Raw genomic sequence first — 19,149 nt, forward strand, 5'->3', positions numbered from 1 at the left:
GCCGCAGTGGCAAGCCAAATGCTATCTGCCGACACATCCATCACAGCGCCCGCATCAACTCGGCCAGCCAGCTGGCCGGCACGTCGAGCGGCACGGTCACGGTCCAGCCGCGTTCGCTGCGCAGAACGATACCGCTGGAAGCGCCAGTAGGCGTCACACGCACAGGCACAAATGCTGGTGACAACTGCGCTTCGCCCAGCCGCCGCGCCCAGTAGCTGACCTGGCGTTGAGAGACACCGTTCTCAATAGCAAATGCGCGCTGGGACAGGCCGCTTGCCTGCCACCGTGCCACGCGCGCCTGCCACTCGTTAATTTGCTCCACATTTGCCACCATATTTCTCCTAGAAATTGAAGAAAGGAGTGTGGCCGCAACGTTCAGGAATTCATAGATGGGTGGGCTGGATGCTTACGACAAGGCTCCGCCTATCGCATAATGATTTGCAACTCGCGGCCCGGATATCTGCGCGCCATGTCGCATCGCGATGCGAGGCCGCACTTTCTTTACAAGGTGCGCGTGTAGACGCGCTTGAATGTCTCCACATACTCGACACTCCGGTTGGCCGGATCGACGGGGATGACTTGCAAGGTTGCGGCCAGGTACACATTGACCGTCCGGTCGTCGTACTCAACCACGATGGTCGGATCGCCATGGAAAGGCTGCTCGGCGTACACGCGCTCCGGATGGTCGTAGGCAATGCGGTGGTCGGGAATTTCCTTGTTGAGATCGACGGTGTGGCTCAACTGCGTGCCGTCACGCGCAATCCACTTCATGATCATGGGTTTTCCGAAGGCGCTTCCGGCGAACGAGGTAACGCCGGGCACCTTGTTAAGGTCGGACGGCAGTTTGTCCGGAGCGGGCTCGGTCGTGGATCGATCGCTGCTGGTGCCGTCGTAGATCAAGGAGCAACGGCTGGCCCCGCCGTAGCACGTCATCGCGTAATTATGCGTGTTGAATTTGAGCAGGTCGGCATTCGACTTGGAACATCCCTGCAATACGAAAATTGAAACAAGCAAAGGCGCAAGCGCTTTGGTGACGAAGGAAGCGATAGTGTTCATTTTTCTCTGAAATGGAAGGGCGCAGCGCGCTGTGGCTGGCACGTGTGATCGGGGACCTCTGGCGATGGCCGGCATGGTCGGCGCTCCCCGGCGGGGTGTTAATTTTCCATTAATTTATGTTCTTGCATAACATTATTTTTGTTGCATATAAGCCCAAAAGGGTCATCTCGGGACTTCCGGCCGGGCCGGGAACGGCGCGCTGCGCTCAGCCGGTGCGCACCCGGTTGCGGCCGGCGTGTTTTGCCGCGTACAGCGCGCCGTCCGCACGCGTGAGCGCTTCGTTGAACGACGCTCCCGGGGCCAGGTGCGCCAGCCCGATACTGATCGTCACGCGCACCTGCTCGCCCTGCGGCGTGACGATGGTGCCGTTTTCCACCGCCCCGCGAATGCGCTCCGCCACCACGCAGGCGGTGTCGCTATCGAGCCCCGGAAACAGCAGGCAGAATTCCTCCCCGCCGGTGCGCGCCACAAAATCGGTGGCGCGCGAGGCCATGCCGATCAGGCCCGCTACCGCCACCAGCACCGTGTCGCCGGCGGCGTGGCCGTACTGGTCATTGATCTTCTTGAAAAAATCGATATCGGCGATGCCCACGCAGGTCAGCGCGCCGCCGCGGGCCGCCCGCGCGCAGGTGAGCAGCGCCTCGGCGTCGAAGGCGCGCCGGTTCGGCAGGCCCGTCAACGCATCGCTGAGCGCCTGCTTTTCCAGCTGCGCCAGCAGCGCTTCGCGTTCGGCTTCCATGCGCCTGCGCGCGCGCAGGTCTTCCAAAAAGGCGCCGAAGTAGCGCTTGCCTTCATGGATCCCGAGGTCGATTGCCTTCATTGCGATCGGAACCATTTCGCCGGTGCGGTGCCGGATCGCGAATTCGCGCACTTGCCCGAGCACCGTCGACTCCTTGCAGCTGTCCAGGTAGGCGCGCACGTAGCGCTCGTGCTGCCCCGCCAGGTTGGCCGGCAGCAGGCCTGTCAGCGGCTGCCCCAGCGCCTCGCCCTGCGCGTAGCCCGACAGCGCCTGCATCGCGCCGTTCTGGTAGCGAATGGCGCCGTCTTCATCGATGACGACGATCGCATCGAGCGCGTTCTCGAGCAGGCGCAGGGAGAGGGTGCAGGGCAGGGTGTCGAGCATGATCGGAGCCGCAGGGACGGGACTGCATCGACCTTAGCATAGATGTTTCTGAAGGCCATGAAAAATTGCCGGGATTTCGTGCTGCTTGACGCGCGGCGACATCAGTGAAGACAAGCACACAACATTGCCGTTCTACCTGTCGCATCACAAACACAAGATGTGCTGAATTTGTCCTATGTTAATAGTGCGCCATTTAACTCGCCATCCAAGTTGGGTATATTTCTTTGAGGACAGTAATTTCGTGTCGCATCCTGCCTGCCCGGCAAAGACAACTGAAAGGTCAACGACCATGTTTAAAGACGTGACAATCAAGGCACGGCTCATTTTTGTCATCGGGGTGATCAGCGCCATTTCGCTGGTGATCGGATTAATCGGTTTGCGCAACCTGAGCGTGACCAACGCTTCGCTCAAAACGGTGTACGAGGACCGCCTGGTGGCGGCGGGCATGCTGGCCGAAGTGCTGACGCAAATCCAGCAAAACCAGAACACGCTGGCGATGGCGGTCAGCGCCGACCCGGCCGGGCTGCCCGAGGCCAGCACCGATGTCGAGCAGCGCGTGCAGGCCATCACCGCGCTCTGGGGCAAGTACATGGAAACCTACCTGACGGCTGAAGAAAAGATCCTCGCCGCCAAATTCGCGGCCAGCAGGGAAACCTTCGTGGCGCAGGGAATCAAGCCGACCCTGGCGGCGTTCAAGGCCAAGGACGTGCCGGCCGCCGTCGCGCTGGTGCAAGGCGCGCTGCAGCAGAGCTTCCTTCCGGTGCGCGACAATATGCGCAACCTGGTCAACTACCAGCTCACCGTCGGCAAGTCCGAGTACCAGCAGGCCACGGCGCGCTTCGAGACGGCGCGCGCGCTGGCCATCGGCCTGATTGTGTTGAGCATCGCAGTGGGCTTGCTGATGGGTGCCGCGCTGATTCGCGGCATTTCGCGCTCGATCGCCGAGGCGCTGCGCTTCGCCAACAACATCGCCGGCGGTAACCTGACCGATACCATCAAGATCGAATCGAACGATGAAATCGGCCAGCTGCTGGCGGCGCTGCAAAAGATGAACGACAGCCTGGTGGAAGTGGTGCGCCGGGTGCGTAGCGGGACCGAGACGATTTCGGTTGCCTCGTCCCAAATCGCGGCTGGCAACCAGGACCTGTCGAGCCGCACCGAGGAGCAGGCCAGCTCGCTGGAAGAAACCGCGTCGTCGATGGAGGAACTCACTTCCACCGTCAGGGCGAGCGCCGACAACGCGCGCCAGGCCAGCACCCTGGCCGCGACCGCCTCCGACGTGGCCACCAAGGGCGGCAACGTGATCGGCAACGTGGTCGATACGATGGGGCGCATCAATGAGGCCAGCAACAAGATCGTCGACATCATCGGCGTGATCGACGGGATCGCGTTCCAGACCAATATCCTGGCGCTGAACGCGGCGGTGGAGGCGGCGCGCGCGGGCGAGCAGGGACGCGGGTTCGCGGTGGTGGCGAGCGAAGTGCGCAACCTGGCGCAACGCTCGGCCCAGGCGGCCAAGGAGATCAAGGGCCTGATCGGCAGCTCGGTCGAGCAGGTCGAAGCGGGCAGTAAGCTCGTGAACGAGGCGGGCAGCACGATGGACGATATCGTCCAGAGCATCCAGCGGGTCACCGATATCATGGGCGACATCGCGGCGGCCAGCCAGGAGCAGACCCTGGGCATCGATCAGATCAACCAGGCGGTCACCCAGATGGACCAGGTGACGCAGCAGAATGCGGCGCTGGTGGAAGAAGCGGCGGCGGCCTCGGAAGCGATGCAGGACCAGGCGCGCCAGCTGGCCGAGGTGGTCAGCGTGTTCAAGTTGAGTGCGGGAGCGGCGGTGGCGGTGGCGGTGGCGCCGAGGCAGCTGGCGGCCAGGCAGGCCCCGAAAGCGGTGGTGCGCGCGCCGGTGAAGAAGCAGTTGGCCGGCACGGCGCCGACCGAGGATTGGGAAGAGTTCTGACCGTCGTTCCCGCACCATTAACCTCGTCGTCTCCGGCATTGCCGGAGACGACGGTGGGCGGGAACGACGGTGATGGTGGCTGTAGTAGTGTAAAAACGTCGTCTACCGCCGTCCAAACATCATCCACTCCCCCAGCAAATTCTTGGCCGGGTTGAAGGTATCGAGCAATCCCAGCGATAACCCCAGCAACGCCTGGCCCGGCCCCTGATGCGCGAACGCGCGCGCCATGGTGTCGGTCAGCTCCACCACCAGCTTGCGGTCCGTCTGCCGCTCCCTGGCAAACGCGCTCAAGGCCGCCGGCCCTGCATCGCGCGCCAGCAAGCGCGCCAGCACCGCCGCGTCGCGCAGGCCCAGGTTCAAACCCTGCCCGGCCACCGGATGCAAGGTCTGCGCCGCATTCCCGATCGCCACCGTGCGCTGCGTCGCACCCGGATCGGCATTCAGGCCGAGCGGATACGCAACGCGCGCGCTGGTGGCAATCATCCGCCCCAGACGCTGCCCGAACGCCTCGCCCAGCTGCGCCAGGAACTGCGCGTCGTCCAGCGCCAGCAGCGCTTGCGCGCGCTCCGGCCGCACGCACCACACCAGCGCATACTGATGGCCGTCGGCGCCGTCCTGCGGCAGCATGGCCAGCGGCCCTTCTTCGGTAAACCGCTCGTACGCGCGGTGCGCAATCGGCGCGCTGGTGCTCACGCGGGCGATGAGCGCCGTCTGCCGGTAGTCGTGCGTGCGCGAGCGGGCATCCTGCTCGCCGAACACGCCGCCTTCGGCCTGCACCACCACGGCCGCTTGCAGTGCGCGGCCGTCGTCGAGCGTGAGGTCGACACTGTCCGTCCGCTCGCTGTGCCCGCTCACCCGCACCGGCCGCAAGGTCGCCACCCCGGCGCGTTCGCACGCCACCGACAGCGCCGACACCAGGTCGCCATAGCGCGCCACGTATCCGAGCGCCTCGACGCCGTGTTCGCCGCGGTCGATCATGCTGCGCCCGAAATGCCCGCGCCGCGACACATGCACCTGGTGGATCGCGGTCGCGGAGGGCACGAGAGGCCACGCGCCGATTTCTTCGAGCAGCATGCGGCTGCCGTACGACAGCGCGATCGAGCGCGGGTCGGAGAGCGCCGCTCCGAGCGCCTTGGCGTCGACCAGGCCGATGCGCGTGCTGTCCATGCCGCGCCGCGCCAGCAGGGCGGCCAGCGCCATGCCGACCGGCCCGGCGCCGCAGATGGCGACGTCAAACGGTGTGTGTGTAGTGTCCATCAGGCTCGCATCAGTTGTTCGATATCGTCGGCCAGCTTGGGCGCGCAGGCGCTCAGGATGGTGTGGCCGTCTTGCGTCACCAGCACGTCGTCTTCGATGCGGATGCCGATGTGCCAGAACTGTTCCGGCACGCCCTCGGCGGGCCGCACGTAGATGCCCGGTTCGACCGTCAGCACCATGCCCGGCTGCAGCGGACGCGATGGCTTGTCCTCGGCCTTGACGTCGCGGTAGACGCCGGCGTCGTGCACGTCGAGCCCCAGCCAGTGGCCGGTGCCGTGCATATAGAACTGCTGGTGCGCGCGTTCGGCGATGACGTCGTCGACGCTGCCGAATTTGCCCTTGTCCAGCAAACCCAGGTCGAGCATGCCCTGCGCCAGCACGCGCGTGGCGGCGTCGTGGATGTCGCTGTATTTCCGGCCCGGCCGCAGCACCGCCAGCGCGGCGTTCTGCGAGGCCAGTACCAGCTCGTAGAGCGTGCGCTGCGGATCGCTGAAGCGGCCGTTGACGGGGTAGGTGCGGGTGATGTCGGCGGCGTAGCTGTCCAGTTCACAGCCGGCGTCGATCAGCACCAGGTCGCCGTCGCGCGTTTGCGCGCTGTTGGCGTTGTAGTGCAATACGCAGGCGTTCGCGCCGCAGGCCACGATCGGCGTATAGGCCGGATACTGGGCGCCGCTGCGGCGGAACTCGTGCAGCAGCTCGGCCTCGATTTCGTATTCGAACATGCCCGGCTTCGACGCGCGCATCGCGCGCGCATGCGCCAGCCCCGAGATGGTCGCCGCGCGCAGCATCACGGCTTGCTCGCTGTCGTCCTTGAACAGGCGCATCTCGTCGAGGAGCGCCAGCAGGTCGTGCGCCACCGCCGGCGCGGTCACGCCGCCGCGCGCCTGGCGCCGCACCGCCAGCAGCCAGTTCTTCATCTGCATGTCGAGCGCGGCGCTGTGCCCGAGCGCGTAGTACGCCGCCGGGGCGTTGGCCAGCAGCCTGGCCATTTCGCCATCGAGGTCGTCGATCGGGAAGGCGCAATCGAATCCGAAGGCGATGCGCGCACCGTCGGGACCGTGGCGGAAGCCATCCCAGATTTCGCGCTCGACGTTCTTCTGGCGGCAGAACAGGATCGCCTGCGCCGCCGTCGCGCCATGGCCGGCCACCAGCACCAGCACGCTGTCCGGCTCCGTGAAGCCGGTCAGGTAGTAAAAATAGCTGTCGTGGCGGTACGGGTAGTCGCTGTCGCTGTTGCGCTGCACTTCGGGCGCGGTCGGCAGGATCGCCACGGCGCCCGGCTGCATGGCGGCGCACAGGCGCGCGCGCCGCGCGGCGAACGGCGTGCTTGTGCCGCAAGGCGCCGTGCTCATGATTGCGCCTTGCGCGTGCCCAGCGGCGCGTTCAGTTGTTCCAGCTGCGCCACGGTGCCGACGTTGACCCAGTCGCCCTCGTAGATTTCGCCGCCGACCTGGCCCAGCTCCGCGTACTGGCGGATCAGGGTGCCCAGGCGCGCATGCGTGCCGGGAGCGATGGCCTTGAACATCTCCGGCCGGTACACGCCGATGTTCGAAAAATTCCACTTCGGCTCGCCGTCGTTGGCCACCTGGTACATGGTCAGCCCGAAGTCGCCCTCGGGATTGTGGAACGGGTTCGGCGTGAGGTAGATCCAGCAGGCGTCGCGCTTGTCAAGCGGGTAGGGATTGCCCCACATGTCTTCGTCGACCAGCACGTCGGTGACCTGGGCGAAGTCGAAATACGGGCAGTAGATGTCGGCCGAGAGCACCAGGAACGGTTCATCGCCCAGCAGGTGCAGCGCGTTGGCGATGCCGCCGGCCGTTTCCAGCGCCACCGTTTCGGGCGAGTAGACGATGCGCGCGCCGTACTTGGCGCCGTCGCCCAGTTCGCGCTCGATCGCCTCGCCCATGTACGCGTGGTTGATGACGATCTCGGTGATCCCGGCGCGTACCAGGTTCAGGATGTGCCAGACGATCAACGCTCGTCCGCGCACCTTGAGCAGCGGCTTGGGGCACTCGTCCGTCAATGGGCGCATGCGTTCGCCGCGCCCGGCGGCCAGGATCATGGCTTTCATGATTGGCCTGCGCATCAGAAGGTGTAGCCCACTTGCGGCACCTTGTCTTCGAAGGCGTCGAGCAGGCGCGCCAGCGGCTTGAGCACGATGTAGCGGTTGCAGGTCTTGCGCACGTAGTCGATCACGGTCGGCAGGTCGCCCAGGTAGGCGCTCTTGCCGTCGCGGTAATTGAGGCGGCAGAAGATGCCGAGGATTTTCAGGTGGCGCTGCAGGGCCATGAATTCGAAGTCCTGGTAGAAGGCGTCGATGTCCGGATTGACCGGCAGCCCGACCGCCTTGGCGCGCTGCCAGTAGCGCACCACCCAGTCGAGCACGATTTCTTCGTCCCACTGCACGTAGGCGTCGCGCAGCAGCGAGGCCAGGTCGTAGGTGACCGGGCCGAACACGGCATCCTGGAAGTCGAGCACGCCCGGGTTGCCCTGGTCCATGAACATCAGGTTGCGCGAATGGAAATCGCGGTGCATGAAGACTTGCTGCTGGGCCAGGTTGTTGGCGATGATCGCGTCGAACACCTTGGCCAGGGTGGCGCTCTGGGCGTCGGTCATGGTCACGCCCAGGTGCTTGCCGACGAACCATTCCGGGAACAGCGCCAGTTCGCGCTCGATGAAGGCGCGGTCGTATTCGGGCAGCACGCCCGGCGCGCTGGCGAGCTGGAACTTGACCAGCGCGTCGAGCGCGTCCGAGTACATGAAGGGTGCGTTGTCGATGTCGAGGCGCTGCAGATAGGTGGTGCTGCCCAGGTCCGACAGCAGCAGGAAGCCATTGGCCACGTCCTGCGCCACGATGGCGGGCACGGACACGCCGGCGTCCAGCAGCAAACCTTGCACATGGATATAGGCCGGCACGTTTTCGCGCTCGGGCGGGGCATCCATGGCGATCAGGGTGTCGCCCAGCTTGGCGCGCAGTTCAGGGACCACGTCGAGCCGGAAGTAGCGGCGGAAGCTGGCGTCGGCCGACGCCGGACGGCGCGATTCGACCTGGACCAGGCCGAGCGTGGCGAGCCAGGTGGTGAGCTGCGTCAGGCGGGTGTCCGACGATGTTGCGGGGGTGGTGGGGAGCGATGAGGACATGTTGCAGCCTGAGAATCCGATTGATTGTAGAGATTCCCATATAATAAGGGATTAAACTCAAAAAATCGCCTGCCATGGTGTTTGCACACGTCATTTCATGAGCTTGAAAAAACCGGCAGCTCTCTCCTCGCAGCGTTGGGCCTATGCCCTGACGGCGCTCGTCACCGCCACCGCGGTGCCGCTGCACGCCCAAACCGTCCAGAACGTCCAGAAGCGCGAACGTACCGAAGATCCCAACCTGCCCGTCACCGTGCGCGCAGAAGAAATTTCCGGCCGCCCCGAACGCGAACTCATTCTTGAGCGCAAAGTTGAACTGAGCCGGGGACAGACCCGGATGAAAGCCGACCGCGCCTGTTTCAAGAACGTCGAGAATGAAGTCACCGCCAACGGCAATGTCTGGATGGAACGCTTCGGCGATACTTACAGGGGCGAGGAGTTGCAGCTGAACCTGTCGTCGGGCAAGGGCTGGGTGCTCCATCCCGAGTACCGCATGGAACTCAACAACGCGCAGGGCTCGGCCCGGCGCGTCGACTTCATCAGCGAAGACGAGGCCATCGTCACCGACGGCACCTACACCACCTGCGAGGGCTTGCTGCCCGACTGGTACCTGAAATCGAACACCCTGCGCCTGGACGCCGGGCGCGATGTGGGCGTGGCCGGCAAGACGGTGATCTATTTCAAGGGCGTGCCGATCATCGGCGCGCCGGCGCTGTCGTTCTCGCTGTCGGGCGCGCGCCGCTCGGGCTGGCTGCCGCCGACCATCGGTTACAGTTCCAAGGGCCGGGCCGAGATCCTGCAACCTTACTATGTCAACATCGCGCCGAACCGCGACCTGACCGTGTATCCGCGCTGGATGCTCGACCGCGGCCTGCAGCTGGGCGCGACCGGGCGCTACCTCGGCGAGAACGCCTACGGCGGCTACGAGGGCAAGACCCACGCCGAATTCCTGATCAACGACAAGATCACCAAGACCGACCGCTGGCGCCTCGATTCGCAGCACACCCAGGGCGTCGCGCCCGGCTGGTCGTACGGCTGGAACCTGAAGGCGGCCTCGGACGATAATTATCCGAGCGACTTTTCGCAGTCGATCTCGACCAGCGCGGAACGCCAGCTGGTGCGCGAAATCCGCACCGACTACCGCACGAAGTACTGGAACGCCTCGGCCCGCGTGCAGAGCTACCAGGTGCTGCAGGACCCGGTCTCGGCGACCGATCCGAGCCGCACCGTGCCGCGCCCCTACGACCGCTTGCCGGAACTGCTGTTCCACGCCGGCCGCTACGACGTCAAGGGCTTCGACTGGGCGGTCGACTCGGAAATGACGCGCTTCGCGCATCCCGACCTGCCGACCGGCAACCGGGCGGTGGTGGTGTCGCAAGTCAGTTATCCGATCGTGCGTCCCGGGTACTTCGTCACGCCCAAGCTGATGCTGCACGCCAGCGCCTACGAGCTCGAAAAAACCAAGGCCGACGGCCCGCGCACGCTGACCCGCTCCCTGCCCACCTTCTCGCTCGACAGCGGGCTGGTGTTCGAGCGCGACGCCAGGCTGACCGGGCGCAAGATGACCCAGACCCTGGAACCGCGCCTGTTCTACGTCTACACGCCGTACAAGGACCAGAGCCAGTTCCCCAACTTCGATACCTTCGAAGCGACCTTCAACCTGGCCCAGATCTTCAACGAAAACCGCTTCATCGGCAACGACCGCGTGTCGGACGCCAACCAGGTGACGGCGGCCCTGGTCTCGCGCTTTTTGGAGACCAACGGCGCCGAGCGCCTGCGCCTGGTGCTGGGGCAGCGCTTCTACCTGAACGAGCAGCGTGTCCAGCTGGTCAACACGCCGCGCACCGAAAGCCGTTCCGACGTGCTGCTGGCCGCCTCGGGCCGCATTTCCGATAAATGGAGCTTCGACAGCGCCGTGCAATACAATGCCAGCGCCAGCAGCGTGGTCACGCAGAACTATGGCATGCAATGGCAGCCGGGCGCGAAGAAGGTCATCAACGCCGAATACCGCTATTTGCGCGACGTCGTCAAGAATGCGATGGTATCTTCCCAGTGGCCGCTGTCGAAACGCTGGTACGGGGTGGGCCGGGTCACGTATTCGGTACTGGAACATAAAGTCGTCGAGGGCCTGGTCGGTCTCGAATACCAGGCCGACTGCTGGGTGTTCCGGGTGGGAGGCCAACGTTTCGTGACCACCACGCGCGATACCTCCAACTCGATGTTCGTCCAGCTGGAACTGAACGGCTTGTCCAAGCTCGGTTTCGGCAGCCCGCTCGAATCGTTTTACAAGAGCGTTCCAGGCTACACGAGACTGAACCAGGGCTCGGGCCGCTAAGCGGGACGTCGGATTTTTTCATCTACCTGAATATAGAAGTGCTTCCCAGATTATGCGTAATTTTAGTATGCACCAAATGAAGATCGCCGCCGCCCTGCTGTGCGCCCTGACCGCCGGCCAGGCGGCTGCGCAAGCCACGCCGGCCAAGCCGGCCGCCGCCAAGCCGTCCAGCGGCTTCCTGCCGCCGGCCTCGGCCTCGGCCAATGTCATCGATTCGATCGCCGTGGTGGTCAACGATGAAGTCATCACCCGCAACGAAATCAGCGCCCGCGTGCGCGCCGTCGAAGGCGCCATGAAGTCGCAGAACGCGCCCGTGCCCGAAGCGGCCGACTTGCAGCGCCAGGTCATCGAGCGCATGATCGTCGAACGCGCCCAGATGCAGCTGGCCAAAGAGATGGGCGTGCGCGTCGACGACACCATGCTCGACCGCGCCATCGGCCGCATCGCCGAGCAGCAGAAGCTGTCGGTGCAGGAGATGCGCAACCAGATGGAAAAGAGCGGCACCACCTTCGCCGCCTTCCGCGAAGAGATCCGCAGCGAAATCATGATGCAGCGCCTGCGCGAGCATGAAGTCGACAACAAGATCCAGATTTCCGACGCCGAAGTCGACACCTACCTGGCCGCCGAAAAAGCCGCCGCCGCCGACAAGGTCGAGATGAACCTGTCGCAGATCATGGTGCGCATTCCCGAAAACGCCTCGCCCGAGCAGATCGCCGCGCGCCGCGCGCGCGCCGACGACGTCATGCGCCAGCTGCGCACCGGCGGCGACTTCGCCAAGATCGCCGCCACCTACTCCGATTCGAGCGATGCGCTCAAGGGCGGCGAAATCGGCTGGCGCGCGCTCGATCGCCTGCCGCCGCTGTTTTCCGACGCGCTCGGCAAACTCAAGCCGGGCCAGGTCACGCCGGTCCTGAAAAGCACCACCGGTTTCCACATCCTGAAAATGGTCGACAAGCGCAACCTGGCCGACACCAGCGCCCCGGCGGCGGTGCAGCAGACGCGCGCGCGCCACATCCTGCTCAAGGTCAGCCCGACCATGACGGCGGCCGACGCCAAGCGCAAGCTGACCGAATTGAAGGAACGCCTCGACAACAAGGCTGCCAAGTTCGAAGAACTGGCGCGCCTGTTCTCCAACGACGGCTCGGCCAGCAAGGGCGGCGACCTCGGCTGGCTGTACCCGGGCGACACCGTGCCCGAATTCGAAACCGTCATGGCGACCCTGAAACCGGGCGAACTGAGCGACGTGGTCGAAACGCCGTACGGCTTCCACCTGATCGAAGTCATGGAACGCAAGAGCGACGACCAGAACAAGGAACGCGTACGCATGGCCGCGCGCCAGGTGATCCGCGACCGCAAGCTCGAAGAAGCGACCGAAGACTGGGCCCGCCAGGTGCGCGACCGCGCCTACGTCGAATTCCGCGACGAGAACAAGTAAACATGCGGCAGGCAAGCACACGGCCGGCGATCGCCATCACCACGGGCGAACCGGCCGGGATCGGGCCGGAAATCTCGATCCGCGCTGCCTGGGCCATGCGCGCGCAGGTCAACTGCGTGCTGCTCGGCGACGCCGCCTTCCTGGCGCTCACCGCCAGCCTGATCGACCCCGATATCAAGTTGGCCGCACTGTCGGTGCAGGCGCTGCGCAACGGCGGCCTGCCGCAGTTCGGCCCAGCGCGCATCTGCGTCATCGACGTGCCGCTCGGCGCCCATGTGGTGCCGGGCGTCCTGGACCCGGCCAACGGCCGCGCGGTGCTGGCCACGCTCGACCTGGCGGTCGAAGGCGCGCGCGCCGGCTGGTTCGACGCCATGGTCACCGCGCCACTTCAAAAGAGCACCATCAACGACGCCGGCGTGGCCTTTTCGGGCCATACCGAATACCTGGCCGAGCAGACCGGCACCGCGCAGGTGGTGATGATGCTGGCCGGCGAAACCGCGCCGGACACGCCGGACAACTACGCGCTGCGGGTGGCGCTGGCCACCACCCATTTGCCGCTCAAGGATGTTTCGGCGGCGATCACGCGCGCGGGCCTGGGGCGGGTGATCGACATCATCGACCACGACCTGAAAACCAAATTCGGCATGGCCGCCCCGCGCATCCTGGTCACCGGCCTCAATCCGCACGCGGGCGAGAACGGTTACCTGGGACGCGAGGAAATCGACACCATCACGCCGGCGCTGGAAGCGGCGCGCGCGCGCGGCATCGACGCGCGCGGGCCGTATCCGGCCGATACGCTGTTCCAGCCAAAATACCTGCTTGACGCCGACTGCGTGCTGGCCATGTACCACGACCAGGGCCTGCCGGTGCTCAAGTACGCCACCTTCGGGCGCGGCGTCAACATCACCCTCGGCCTGCCGCTGATCCGCACCTCGGTCGACCATGGCACCGCGCTCGACCTGGCTGGCGCCGGGCTGGGACAAGCCGACTGCGGCAGCATGGAACAGGCCATCCGCACCGCATTGCAGATGGTGGACGCACAGCGCGCCTCGCAGCTGTAGATCACAGCTGTAGAGCGCACCTTTAGAACAGAATCGAAAAGAAGAATATGAAACACGTCGCCCGCAAGCGCTTCGGCCAGAATTTTTTGACCGACAAACTCGTCCTCGATAACATCATCGACGCCATCGGACCCGAGAAGGGCCAGGCGATGGTCGAAATCGGGCCGGGCCTGGCCGCCATGACGGCGCTGCTGCTCAAGCGCCTGGACCACATGCACGTGGTGGAACTGGACCGCGACCTGGTCGCGCGCCTGGAAAACAACTTCCCGCGCGAGAAGCTGACCATTCACTCGGGCGACGCGCTCAAGTTCGATTACGGCCAGATTCCGGTACCGGAAGGGCAGAAGCTGCGCGTGGTCGGCAACCTGCCGTACAACATTTCGAGCCCGCTGCTGTTCCACCTGGCCGACTTCGCGCACCTGATCGAAGACCAGCATTTCATGCTGCAGAAAGAAGTCGTCGAGCGCATGGTGGCCGCGCCGGGCAGCAAGACCTACGGACGGCTGTCGGTGATGCTGCAGTGGCGTTACGACATGTCGCTCATGTTCATCGTGCCGCCGACCGCGTTCGATCCGCCGCCGCAGGTGGAATCGGCCATCGTGCGCATGGTGCCGGTGCCGGCCGGGCGCAAACTGGCGTGCGACGGCCCGACCCTGGAAGCGGTGGTGATGAAGGCGTTTTCGCAGCGCCGCAAGGTGATCCGCAACTGCATGGCGGGGATGTGTACCGAAGCGCAGCTGGTCGAGGCGGGGATCGACCCGTCGATGCGTCCGGAGACGGTCGGCCTGGCGCAGTATGTGGCGCTGTCGAATTTGCTCAAGCAACCGGCCTGATTGCACCGACAGGAGCCTTCCCATGATCATGCTGAAAGTCCCTTACGCCGAAAAAGACGAGGCCAAGGCCCTGGGCGCGCGCTGGAACAAGGATAGCAAGCTGTGGTACGTGCCCGACGGAGTGGACGTGGCGCCGTTCCAGCGCTGGGTGCTCAAGGGCGTGGCGCCGTCGCCAGCGGCCGCCAAGGCGTCCGGCGCGCCGGCGGGCAGGGTCGATTCGTATGTGGGCAAGCAGGTCGTGGGAGCGCGCTACGTGGCGCTGGAACACGGGTGCAATCCGTTTGAGGCGTGCGTGGAGTGCGGGCCGACGCTGGCCGCGTCGGGATGGGAAGATGCGCGTGCCGAAGTGCTGCGCATTGTGGGTGGATTGAAGACCTGAAAACCGTCATTCCCGCGGGGGCGCCGAGCCCTGCGCGGGAATGACGGTTTTTAGTTTACCGGCAGAGGTTTTACTTTACCGGTAATAGAAAAATGAGCCGGCCCGTCTGTCAGGCCGGCCCACCTTCACTTACTCTTTACGTCCCGATCCGGCCGCCATCATTCTTGGTAATGACGATGGTCGCCGAACGTGGGCGCTTGCCCGGGCCGTAGCCGGCGTTGCTCGGCCACTGGCTGGTGTACTTCGACGGATCGGCCAGATTCGCCTGCGCGGTGTTCTCGCCCGGGTGCTGGATGTTGATGAACATCGACTTGCCATCCGGGGTTTCGCAGATACCCGTGATTTCCGAACCCGCAGGGCCGACCAGGAAGCGCTTGAGCGTCTCCGCAGTCGGCTTCTTGCCCACATACGTATCGACCGCCAGGGTGCCGCCAGCCGTTTTCGGATGGTTCAGGGTGACCTTGGCGCCGTCGCCGACCGTGCCTGGCACCGCGGCCAGCATCATGCAGTTGCTGACGTCGGTGTAGGCGCCGTCATCGGTCTGGATCCAGCAAATGCCGGTGTACGGGCTGAATGCCAGGCCGTCCGGGCTCGAGAAATCCTGGTCCGCGGTCAGGTTCGACAGGTTCACGAAGCCGCCGTTGGCGCCCGCTTCGGCGCCGAACAGGTACACATCCCACGTAAAGCTGGTCGCAGCGGCGGCGCCGGCGCCTTCTTTCATGCGCAGGATATGGCCGTTCGGGTTACCGGCTTGGGCCGAGCTGCCTTTCATGTCGGTGTAGGCGCGCGGGTTCGAGCTGTCCGGCGCCAGTTGCGACGAGGTCGGGTCGACCGCGCGGTTCGAGTTGTTGGTCAGCGTGTAGTAGATCTCGCCGTTGGCCGGATTGACCGAGCACCATTCGGGACGGTCCATCTTGGTCGCGCCAACCGCATCGGCGGCCAGGCGGGCGTTGATCGCAATGTCGGCCTGGTCGGCGAACTTGTACGCGCCGTACGCGGCGATCGCGGCGTTCGACATGGCCAGCTCGATCCACTGGCCGCTGCCGTCGGCGTTGATCTTGGCGACATACAGCTTGCCGCTGTCGAGGTATTTGTCGCCCGTGGCCATGCGGTCGGAGGCGGTGGCGTCGGCGGCGGCCCAGACGGCGCTCGAGACGAATTTGTAGATGTACTCGTTGCGCGAATCGTCGCCCATGTACACGGCCAGCTGCTGGCCGACCACCGGGTTGCCGAAGGCGGCGCTTTCGTGGGCGTAGCGGCCCAGGGCCGTGCGCTTCTTGGCCGACTTGGACTTGTCGTACGGGTCCATTTCGACGATGTAGCCCATGCCGTTCATTTCGTTGCGGTAGTCGTCGCTGCCGTCCGTCGACGCGCCTTTCTTGCTGATGTCCCAGCGTGCGTATTTGTCGTCGCTGCCGGCGCTTTCCCAGCCGTGGCGCGAGGTGGCGCCCTGGTTGCGGCCATAGCGCTTGAGCGAAGCGATGCTCTTGTCGCCGGCGCGGGCGGCATCGTCGGTGGCGCCGCGCACGAAGTAGCCGGACCAGTTTTCTTCACCGGTCAGGAACGAGCCCCATGGCGATTTGCCGGTGCCGCAGTTGTTCAGGGTGCCGCGCGTCTTGGTCGCGGTCGGCGAGTATTTGGTCTTGAGCAGGGCATTGCCGCGCGCGGGACCCGACAGTTCGATGTCGGTCAGCGGGGTAATGCGGCGGTTGAAGGACGACTCCTTGACATACGCCCAGGCGGCGCCGGTTTTCTTGACTTCGACCACGCTCACGCCGTGGATCGCCACTTCCTTGTCCACTTCGAACGCAGGGCGCGGCAGCGTTGTCACGCCGCCATTGGCGTGCAGGAAGAAGGACGACAGTTTCGCGTCGGTGGTCGCTTCGTGGTTCACGGCCAGCAGGCCGCGCTCGGAGCTGCTGGTGGTGGCGCTGCCGGTCGCCGACAGGCCGTAGAACTCCATGCCGTCGTGGTGGTCGCCGGCGCGGGTGTCGAAGTGGTCGTCCGTGCCGTCGTTTTTGTAGGCGGGGGTGGTGCCGTTGAGCGGGTCGCCCAGCGCATAGATGACCGAGGCGGTGTAGCCGGCCGGGACGCTGACCATGTCGGCCAGGCTTTTCGGAACGGCCGTGAAGGCCAGCAGTTTTTCAGCCGTGACCGGCGGCGGGGTCGGCGTCGGGGTTGGAGCGACCGGAGCCGGGTCGTCGCTGCTGCAGGCCGACAGACCGACTGCGCCGAAGATCGCCGTGGCGGCCGATGCCATGCCGCCGCGCAGCAGGCTGCGGCGGCTCAGGCGGGCGTTGAGCACCGTGTTGAAGTGTTCGTTCGGCGAATCATTGCAGTCGATGTCATCTGGATCGATGGCGCTAACCAGATCGTTTGGCTTGTTCATGAAGGTCCTATGGCTGGGGGTTGGATTTAGCAAGCCGGATTCTAGCCAGCCCAGATGACCGTGCCGTGACGGCAAGATGACAGGAAGATGACAAGCCATCAATCACCTGTCCGGTCCATTTGGAAATATCATTTACAAATAGCCAACATTGCCCATTTTCATGCCATGATGGAGAGGCCTGGCCCGACCCATTTGCCTCCACCATAAGGAATACGATCCGATGAAACTTTCACGCACCCTGTTGTTATTGCTGGCCACGATGGCCGTCGGCCTGGCAGGCGAATCGGCCCTGGCGGCGCCCGTGGCCAAGGGGGCATTGGCGAGCGACAGCGCGGCCAACCAGGCGGTCCTCGACTATATTCGCGCCGAAATGCGGGAGCGCCGCATTCCCGGCCTGCAGATCGTGGTGATCCGGCACCACAAGGTGGTGCTCTCGAAAGCGCTCGGCCTGGCCAATCTCCAGCACAAGGTGCCGGTGGGCGAGCACACCGTGTTTTCGATCAATTCCGCAACCAAGGCGATCACCGGCGTGGCCATCATGCAGCTGGTGGACCAGGGCAAGCTGGCGCTGGACGCGCCTGTGTCGCGCTATCTGGATGGCTTGCCGGCGGCCTGGCAAGCGGTCACGCTCGCCCAGCTGCTCAATCACACCTCGGGCATTCCCGACATCCTCAATGAAGAAGGCGACCTGCCGCCGGGCGGGGTGGACGCCGCCTGGAAAAGCGCGCTGGCAGCGCCCGTGGCGTTCGCGCCGGGACAGCGCTTCAGCTATAACCAGACCAACTACCTGCTGCTGGGGAAAATCATCGACCGCCTGAGCGGCGAGCCTTTTCTCGATTTCATCAGGCGCAAGCAGTTCGATGTCGTCGGCATGCCTGGCAGCAGCTTCGGCGACACCGGGGACATCATCATGGACAAGGCCAATTCCTACCGCTTCCGGGGCAGCGTGCTGCGCAATGTGGTGGAGGAATTCCCGCCGGCCATGCGCACCGGCGCCGGCATGAATACCACCGCGACCGAACTGGGCAAGTGGATCGTGGCCCTCCAGCAAGGGCGCCTGCTCACGCCGGCCAGCCTGGCGGCGATGTGGACGCCATCGCGCTTTGCCGACGGCGGTCCGGCGCCGTGGGCCATGGGCTGGCCGGCAATCCGCCGCGGCGCCGGGGTGCAGCGCGCGGTAGCGGGCAACGGCGGCGGGCGCTCGGCCTTTTATGTGTATCCCGAGGACGACCTGGCGGTCATCATTCTCACCAACCTGGCCGGAGGGCGGCCGGACCAGCTGATCGACACGGTGGCGGGGTTTTATGTGCCGGCGCTGCGCCATGAGCGCCGGTAGCCGACCGAAAATCAGGATAAAAAAAAGCCCGCTGTGAAGCGGGCTTGAAATCCAATTCTTTTTGAGGAGAGTTGGAGGAGACAGGTGCAATTATGCTGCGCTACAGCATATCAGGCCAATTTATCTTTGTAATATCAGTTATGCCTTTTGCAAATATCACCTTCACCACTCCCCGGCCGGATTACTTTTCGCGGCACAGTACATTGACGTTGGTCACTTCGGCATCGCCCATTTCGCCAACCCCGCGCTCGACCGAGCAGGCCAGCTTGCCGCCGTCCGGCTGTTGCAGGACCGACACGCCGTAGCTGGTGCCGAAGGCGATCGCGGTGCCGAATTTATACGACTTGGCATCCTTGGCCACGGTGATCTTGTCGCTGCTGCCGTTGATCAGCACCAGGTTGTCGCCGGCATACGGCTTGGCCTGGCCATCGGCGCCAACGGTCGTGACCGTGCCGCCGATCAGATGGGTGAAGTCCCTGCAGGTAATGGTGACGCTGATGGACGCCTGGCGCCCGGCGGTGTCTTTGTTATTGTCCGGCGTGCAGTCCTGGTGCAGTGCCGTGGTCCTGACCTGGACGTCGTACTGGATGCCGTATTCGATGGTGTTGGGAAAGCGGAAGCTGGTGGCCTTGGCGTCCACCGGCAGGTCGCTCATGCCGATATTGCTCAGCACCAGGCCAGAGTATTTCAGGTTGACGACTTTGCCTTCGACAGGGAAGGTCGCTTTGCCGCCGCACGCGGCCAGGCCCAGGGCGAGGGCCAGCAGCAGCGAGTGGCGCAGGACGGATAACTTCATAAAATTCTCCAGAAAATAGGGACCGCGCACGCGGGGCGGCGCGCCGGG

At 64.7% G+C, this 19,149-nt stretch carries 16 protein-coding genes; 7 read left to right on the plus strand and 9 right to left on the minus strand.

All coding sequences use genetic code 11. The features are described 5' to 3' along the window. Positions 1-40 precede the first annotated feature (40 nt). From tnpA to F2P45_RS14380, 3 genes are all read right to left on the minus strand, one after another. The gene (tnpA, locus tag F2P45_RS14370; protein ID WP_166876089.1) at positions 41-334 is read right to left on the minus strand and encodes an IS66 family insertion sequence element accessory protein TnpA; all 294 of its coding nucleotides are present in this window, start codon (positions 332-334) and stop codon (positions 41-43) included. 167 nt (positions 335-501) lie between these two features. Continuing rightward, positions 502-1,056 (minus strand): hypothetical protein, encoded by a 555-nt coding sequence (locus F2P45_RS14375; protein WP_166876092.1) that lies wholly within the window; start codon positions 1,054-1,056, stop codon positions 502-504. Between the two features lie 205 nt (positions 1,057-1,261). After that, positions 1,262-2,179, minus strand: a complete 918-nt coding sequence (locus F2P45_RS14380) for a sensor domain-containing diguanylate cyclase (protein WP_166876095.1) — start codon at positions 2,177-2,179, stop codon at positions 1,262-1,264. A gap of 289 nt (positions 2,180-2,468) precedes the next feature. On the opposite strand from F2P45_RS14380, the gene F2P45_RS36990 reads away from it, so the two are divergent. Continuing rightward, positions 2,469-4,142: a methyl-accepting chemotaxis protein gene (locus F2P45_RS36990; RefSeq protein WP_166876098.1), complete on the plus strand. Its 1,674-nt coding sequence runs from the start codon at positions 2,469-2,471 to the stop codon at positions 4,140-4,142. Positions 4,143-4,244: 102 nt separating this feature from the next. On the opposite strand, the gene F2P45_RS14390 is transcribed toward F2P45_RS36990, so the two are convergent. From F2P45_RS14390 to F2P45_RS14405, 4 genes are read right to left on the minus strand one after another with little or no spacing between them, the layout of a single operon-like run. Continuing rightward, on the minus strand, positions 4,245-5,399 hold the full coding sequence (locus F2P45_RS14390) for an FAD-dependent monooxygenase (protein ID WP_166876101.1): 1,155 nt from the start codon (positions 5,397-5,399) through the stop codon (positions 4,245-4,247). Further along, on the minus strand, positions 5,399-6,751 hold the full coding sequence (gene pepP / locus F2P45_RS14395; protein WP_166876104.1) for a Xaa-Pro aminopeptidase: 1,353 nt from the start codon (positions 6,749-6,751) through the stop codon (positions 5,399-5,401). Before pepP ends, F2P45_RS14390 begins: the two co-directional genes overlap by 1 nt. Further along, positions 6,748-7,470, minus strand: coding sequence for an N-acetylmuramate alpha-1-phosphate uridylyltransferase MurU (gene murU, locus F2P45_RS14400; RefSeq protein ID WP_166876107.1), 723 nt, complete (start codon positions 7,468-7,470; stop codon positions 6,748-6,750). Before murU ends, pepP begins: the two co-directional genes overlap by 4 nt. 14 nt (positions 7,471-7,484) lie before the next feature. Then, positions 7,485-8,540: an aminoglycoside phosphotransferase family protein gene (locus tag F2P45_RS14405; RefSeq protein WP_166876110.1), complete on the minus strand. Its 1,056-nt coding sequence runs from the start codon at positions 8,538-8,540 to the stop codon at positions 7,485-7,487. A gap of 97 nt (positions 8,541-8,637) precedes the next feature. On the opposite strand from F2P45_RS14405, the gene F2P45_RS14410 reads away from it, so the two are divergent. The 5 genes from F2P45_RS14410 to F2P45_RS14430 all read left to right on the plus strand — a co-directional run bounded on the left by F2P45_RS14410 (position 8,638) and on the right by F2P45_RS14430 (position 14,580). Continuing rightward, positions 8,638-10,872, plus strand: a complete 2,235-nt coding sequence (locus tag F2P45_RS14410; protein WP_166876113.1) for an LPS-assembly protein LptD — start codon at positions 8,638-8,640, stop codon at positions 10,870-10,872. 76 nt (positions 10,873-10,948) lie between these two features. Continuing rightward, on the plus strand, positions 10,949-12,307 hold the full coding sequence (locus F2P45_RS14415) for a peptidylprolyl isomerase (RefSeq protein ID WP_370663254.1): 1,359 nt from the start codon (positions 10,949-10,951) through the stop codon (positions 12,305-12,307). Between the two features lie 2 nt (positions 12,308-12,309). Continuing rightward, positions 12,310-13,368 (plus strand): 4-hydroxythreonine-4-phosphate dehydrogenase PdxA, encoded by a 1,059-nt coding sequence (gene pdxA / locus F2P45_RS14420; RefSeq protein ID WP_166876117.1) that lies wholly within the window; start codon positions 12,310-12,312, stop codon positions 13,366-13,368. 47 nt (positions 13,369-13,415) lie between these two features. Further along, positions 13,416-14,201, plus strand: a complete 786-nt coding sequence (gene rsmA / locus F2P45_RS14425) for a 16S rRNA (adenine(1518)-N(6)/adenine(1519)-N(6))-dimethyltransferase RsmA (protein WP_166876120.1) — start codon at positions 13,416-13,418, stop codon at positions 14,199-14,201. Between the two features lie 22 nt (positions 14,202-14,223). Continuing rightward, a complete protein-coding gene (locus tag F2P45_RS14430; RefSeq protein WP_166876121.1) occupies positions 14,224-14,580 on the plus strand; it encodes a DUF5710 domain-containing protein in 357 nt (118 codons plus the stop codon). A 136-nt stretch (positions 14,581-14,716) separates the two neighbouring features. On the opposite strand, the gene F2P45_RS14435 is transcribed toward F2P45_RS14430, so the two are convergent. After that, positions 14,717-16,969: a PhoX family protein gene (locus F2P45_RS14435; protein ID WP_166876124.1), complete on the minus strand. Its 2,253-nt coding sequence runs from the start codon at positions 16,967-16,969 to the stop codon at positions 14,717-14,719. Between the two features lie 220 nt (positions 16,970-17,189). Here F2P45_RS14435 and F2P45_RS14440 point away from each other — a divergent pair, with 220 nt between their 5' ends. Beyond that, positions 17,190-18,305 carry a serine hydrolase domain-containing protein gene (locus F2P45_RS14440; RefSeq protein WP_166876126.1) on the plus strand — a complete coding sequence of 372 codons (1,116 nt, stop codon included), beginning with the start codon at positions 17,190-17,192 and terminating at the stop codon, positions 18,303-18,305. A 181-nt stretch (positions 18,306-18,486) separates the two neighbouring features. Here the strand turns inward: F2P45_RS14440 and F2P45_RS14445 are convergent, their stop codons facing one another. Continuing rightward, positions 18,487-19,101, minus strand: a complete 615-nt coding sequence (locus tag F2P45_RS14445; RefSeq protein ID WP_166876129.1) for a hypothetical protein — start codon at positions 19,099-19,101, stop codon at positions 18,487-18,489. Positions 19,102-19,149 lie beyond the last annotated feature (48 nt).

Origin of the sequence: Massilia mucilaginosa, from assembly GCF_011682145.1 — a bacterium.
Lineage (GTDB): Bacteria > Pseudomonadota > Gammaproteobacteria > Burkholderiales > Burkholderiaceae_D > Telluria_A > Telluria_A mucilaginosa.

Excerpts from the sequence above, each read along its gene's own strand:
- tnpA (WP_166876089.1), bottom strand. The coding sequence starts at position 334 with ATGGTGGCAAATGTGGAGCAAATTAACGAGTGGCAGGCGCGCGTGGCA.
- F2P45_RS14375 (WP_166876092.1), bottom strand. The coding sequence starts at position 1,056 with ATGAACACTATCGCTTCCTTCGTCACCAAAGCGCTTGCGCCTTTGCTT.
- F2P45_RS14380 (WP_166876095.1), bottom strand. The coding sequence starts at position 2,179 with ATGCTCGACACCCTGCCCTGCACCCTCTCCCTGCGCCTGCTCGAGAAC.
- F2P45_RS36990 (WP_166876098.1), top strand. The coding sequence starts at position 2,469 with ATGTTTAAAGACGTGACAATCAAGGCACGGCTCATTTTTGTCATCGGG.
- F2P45_RS14390 (WP_166876101.1), bottom strand. The coding sequence starts at position 5,399 with ATGGACACTACACACACACCGTTTGACGTCGCCATCTGCGGCGCCGGG.
- pepP (WP_166876104.1), bottom strand. The coding sequence starts at position 6,751 with ATGAGCACGGCGCCTTGCGGCACAAGCACGCCGTTCGCCGCGCGGCGC.
- murU (WP_166876107.1), bottom strand. The coding sequence starts at position 7,470 with ATGAAAGCCATGATCCTGGCCGCCGGGCGCGGCGAACGCATGCGCCCA.
- F2P45_RS14405 (WP_166876110.1), bottom strand. The coding sequence starts at position 8,540 with ATGTCCTCATCGCTCCCCACCACCCCCGCAACATCGTCGGACACCCGC.
- F2P45_RS14410 (WP_166876113.1), top strand. The coding sequence starts at position 8,638 with ATGAGCTTGAAAAAACCGGCAGCTCTCTCCTCGCAGCGTTGGGCCTAT.
- F2P45_RS14415 (WP_370663254.1), top strand. The coding sequence starts at position 10,949 with ATGAAGATCGCCGCCGCCCTGCTGTGCGCCCTGACCGCCGGCCAGGCG.
- pdxA (WP_166876117.1), top strand. The coding sequence starts at position 12,310 with ATGCGGCAGGCAAGCACACGGCCGGCGATCGCCATCACCACGGGCGAA.
- rsmA (WP_166876120.1), top strand. The coding sequence starts at position 13,416 with ATGAAACACGTCGCCCGCAAGCGCTTCGGCCAGAATTTTTTGACCGAC.
- F2P45_RS14430 (WP_166876121.1), top strand. The coding sequence starts at position 14,224 with ATGATCATGCTGAAAGTCCCTTACGCCGAAAAAGACGAGGCCAAGGCC.
- F2P45_RS14435 (WP_166876124.1), bottom strand. The coding sequence starts at position 16,969 with ATGAACAAGCCAAACGATCTGGTTAGCGCCATCGATCCAGATGACATC.
- F2P45_RS14440 (WP_166876126.1), top strand. The coding sequence starts at position 17,190 with ATGAAACTTTCACGCACCCTGTTGTTATTGCTGGCCACGATGGCCGTC.
- F2P45_RS14445 (WP_166876129.1), bottom strand. The coding sequence starts at position 19,101 with ATGAAGTTATCCGTCCTGCGCCACTCGCTGCTGCTGGCCCTCGCCCTG.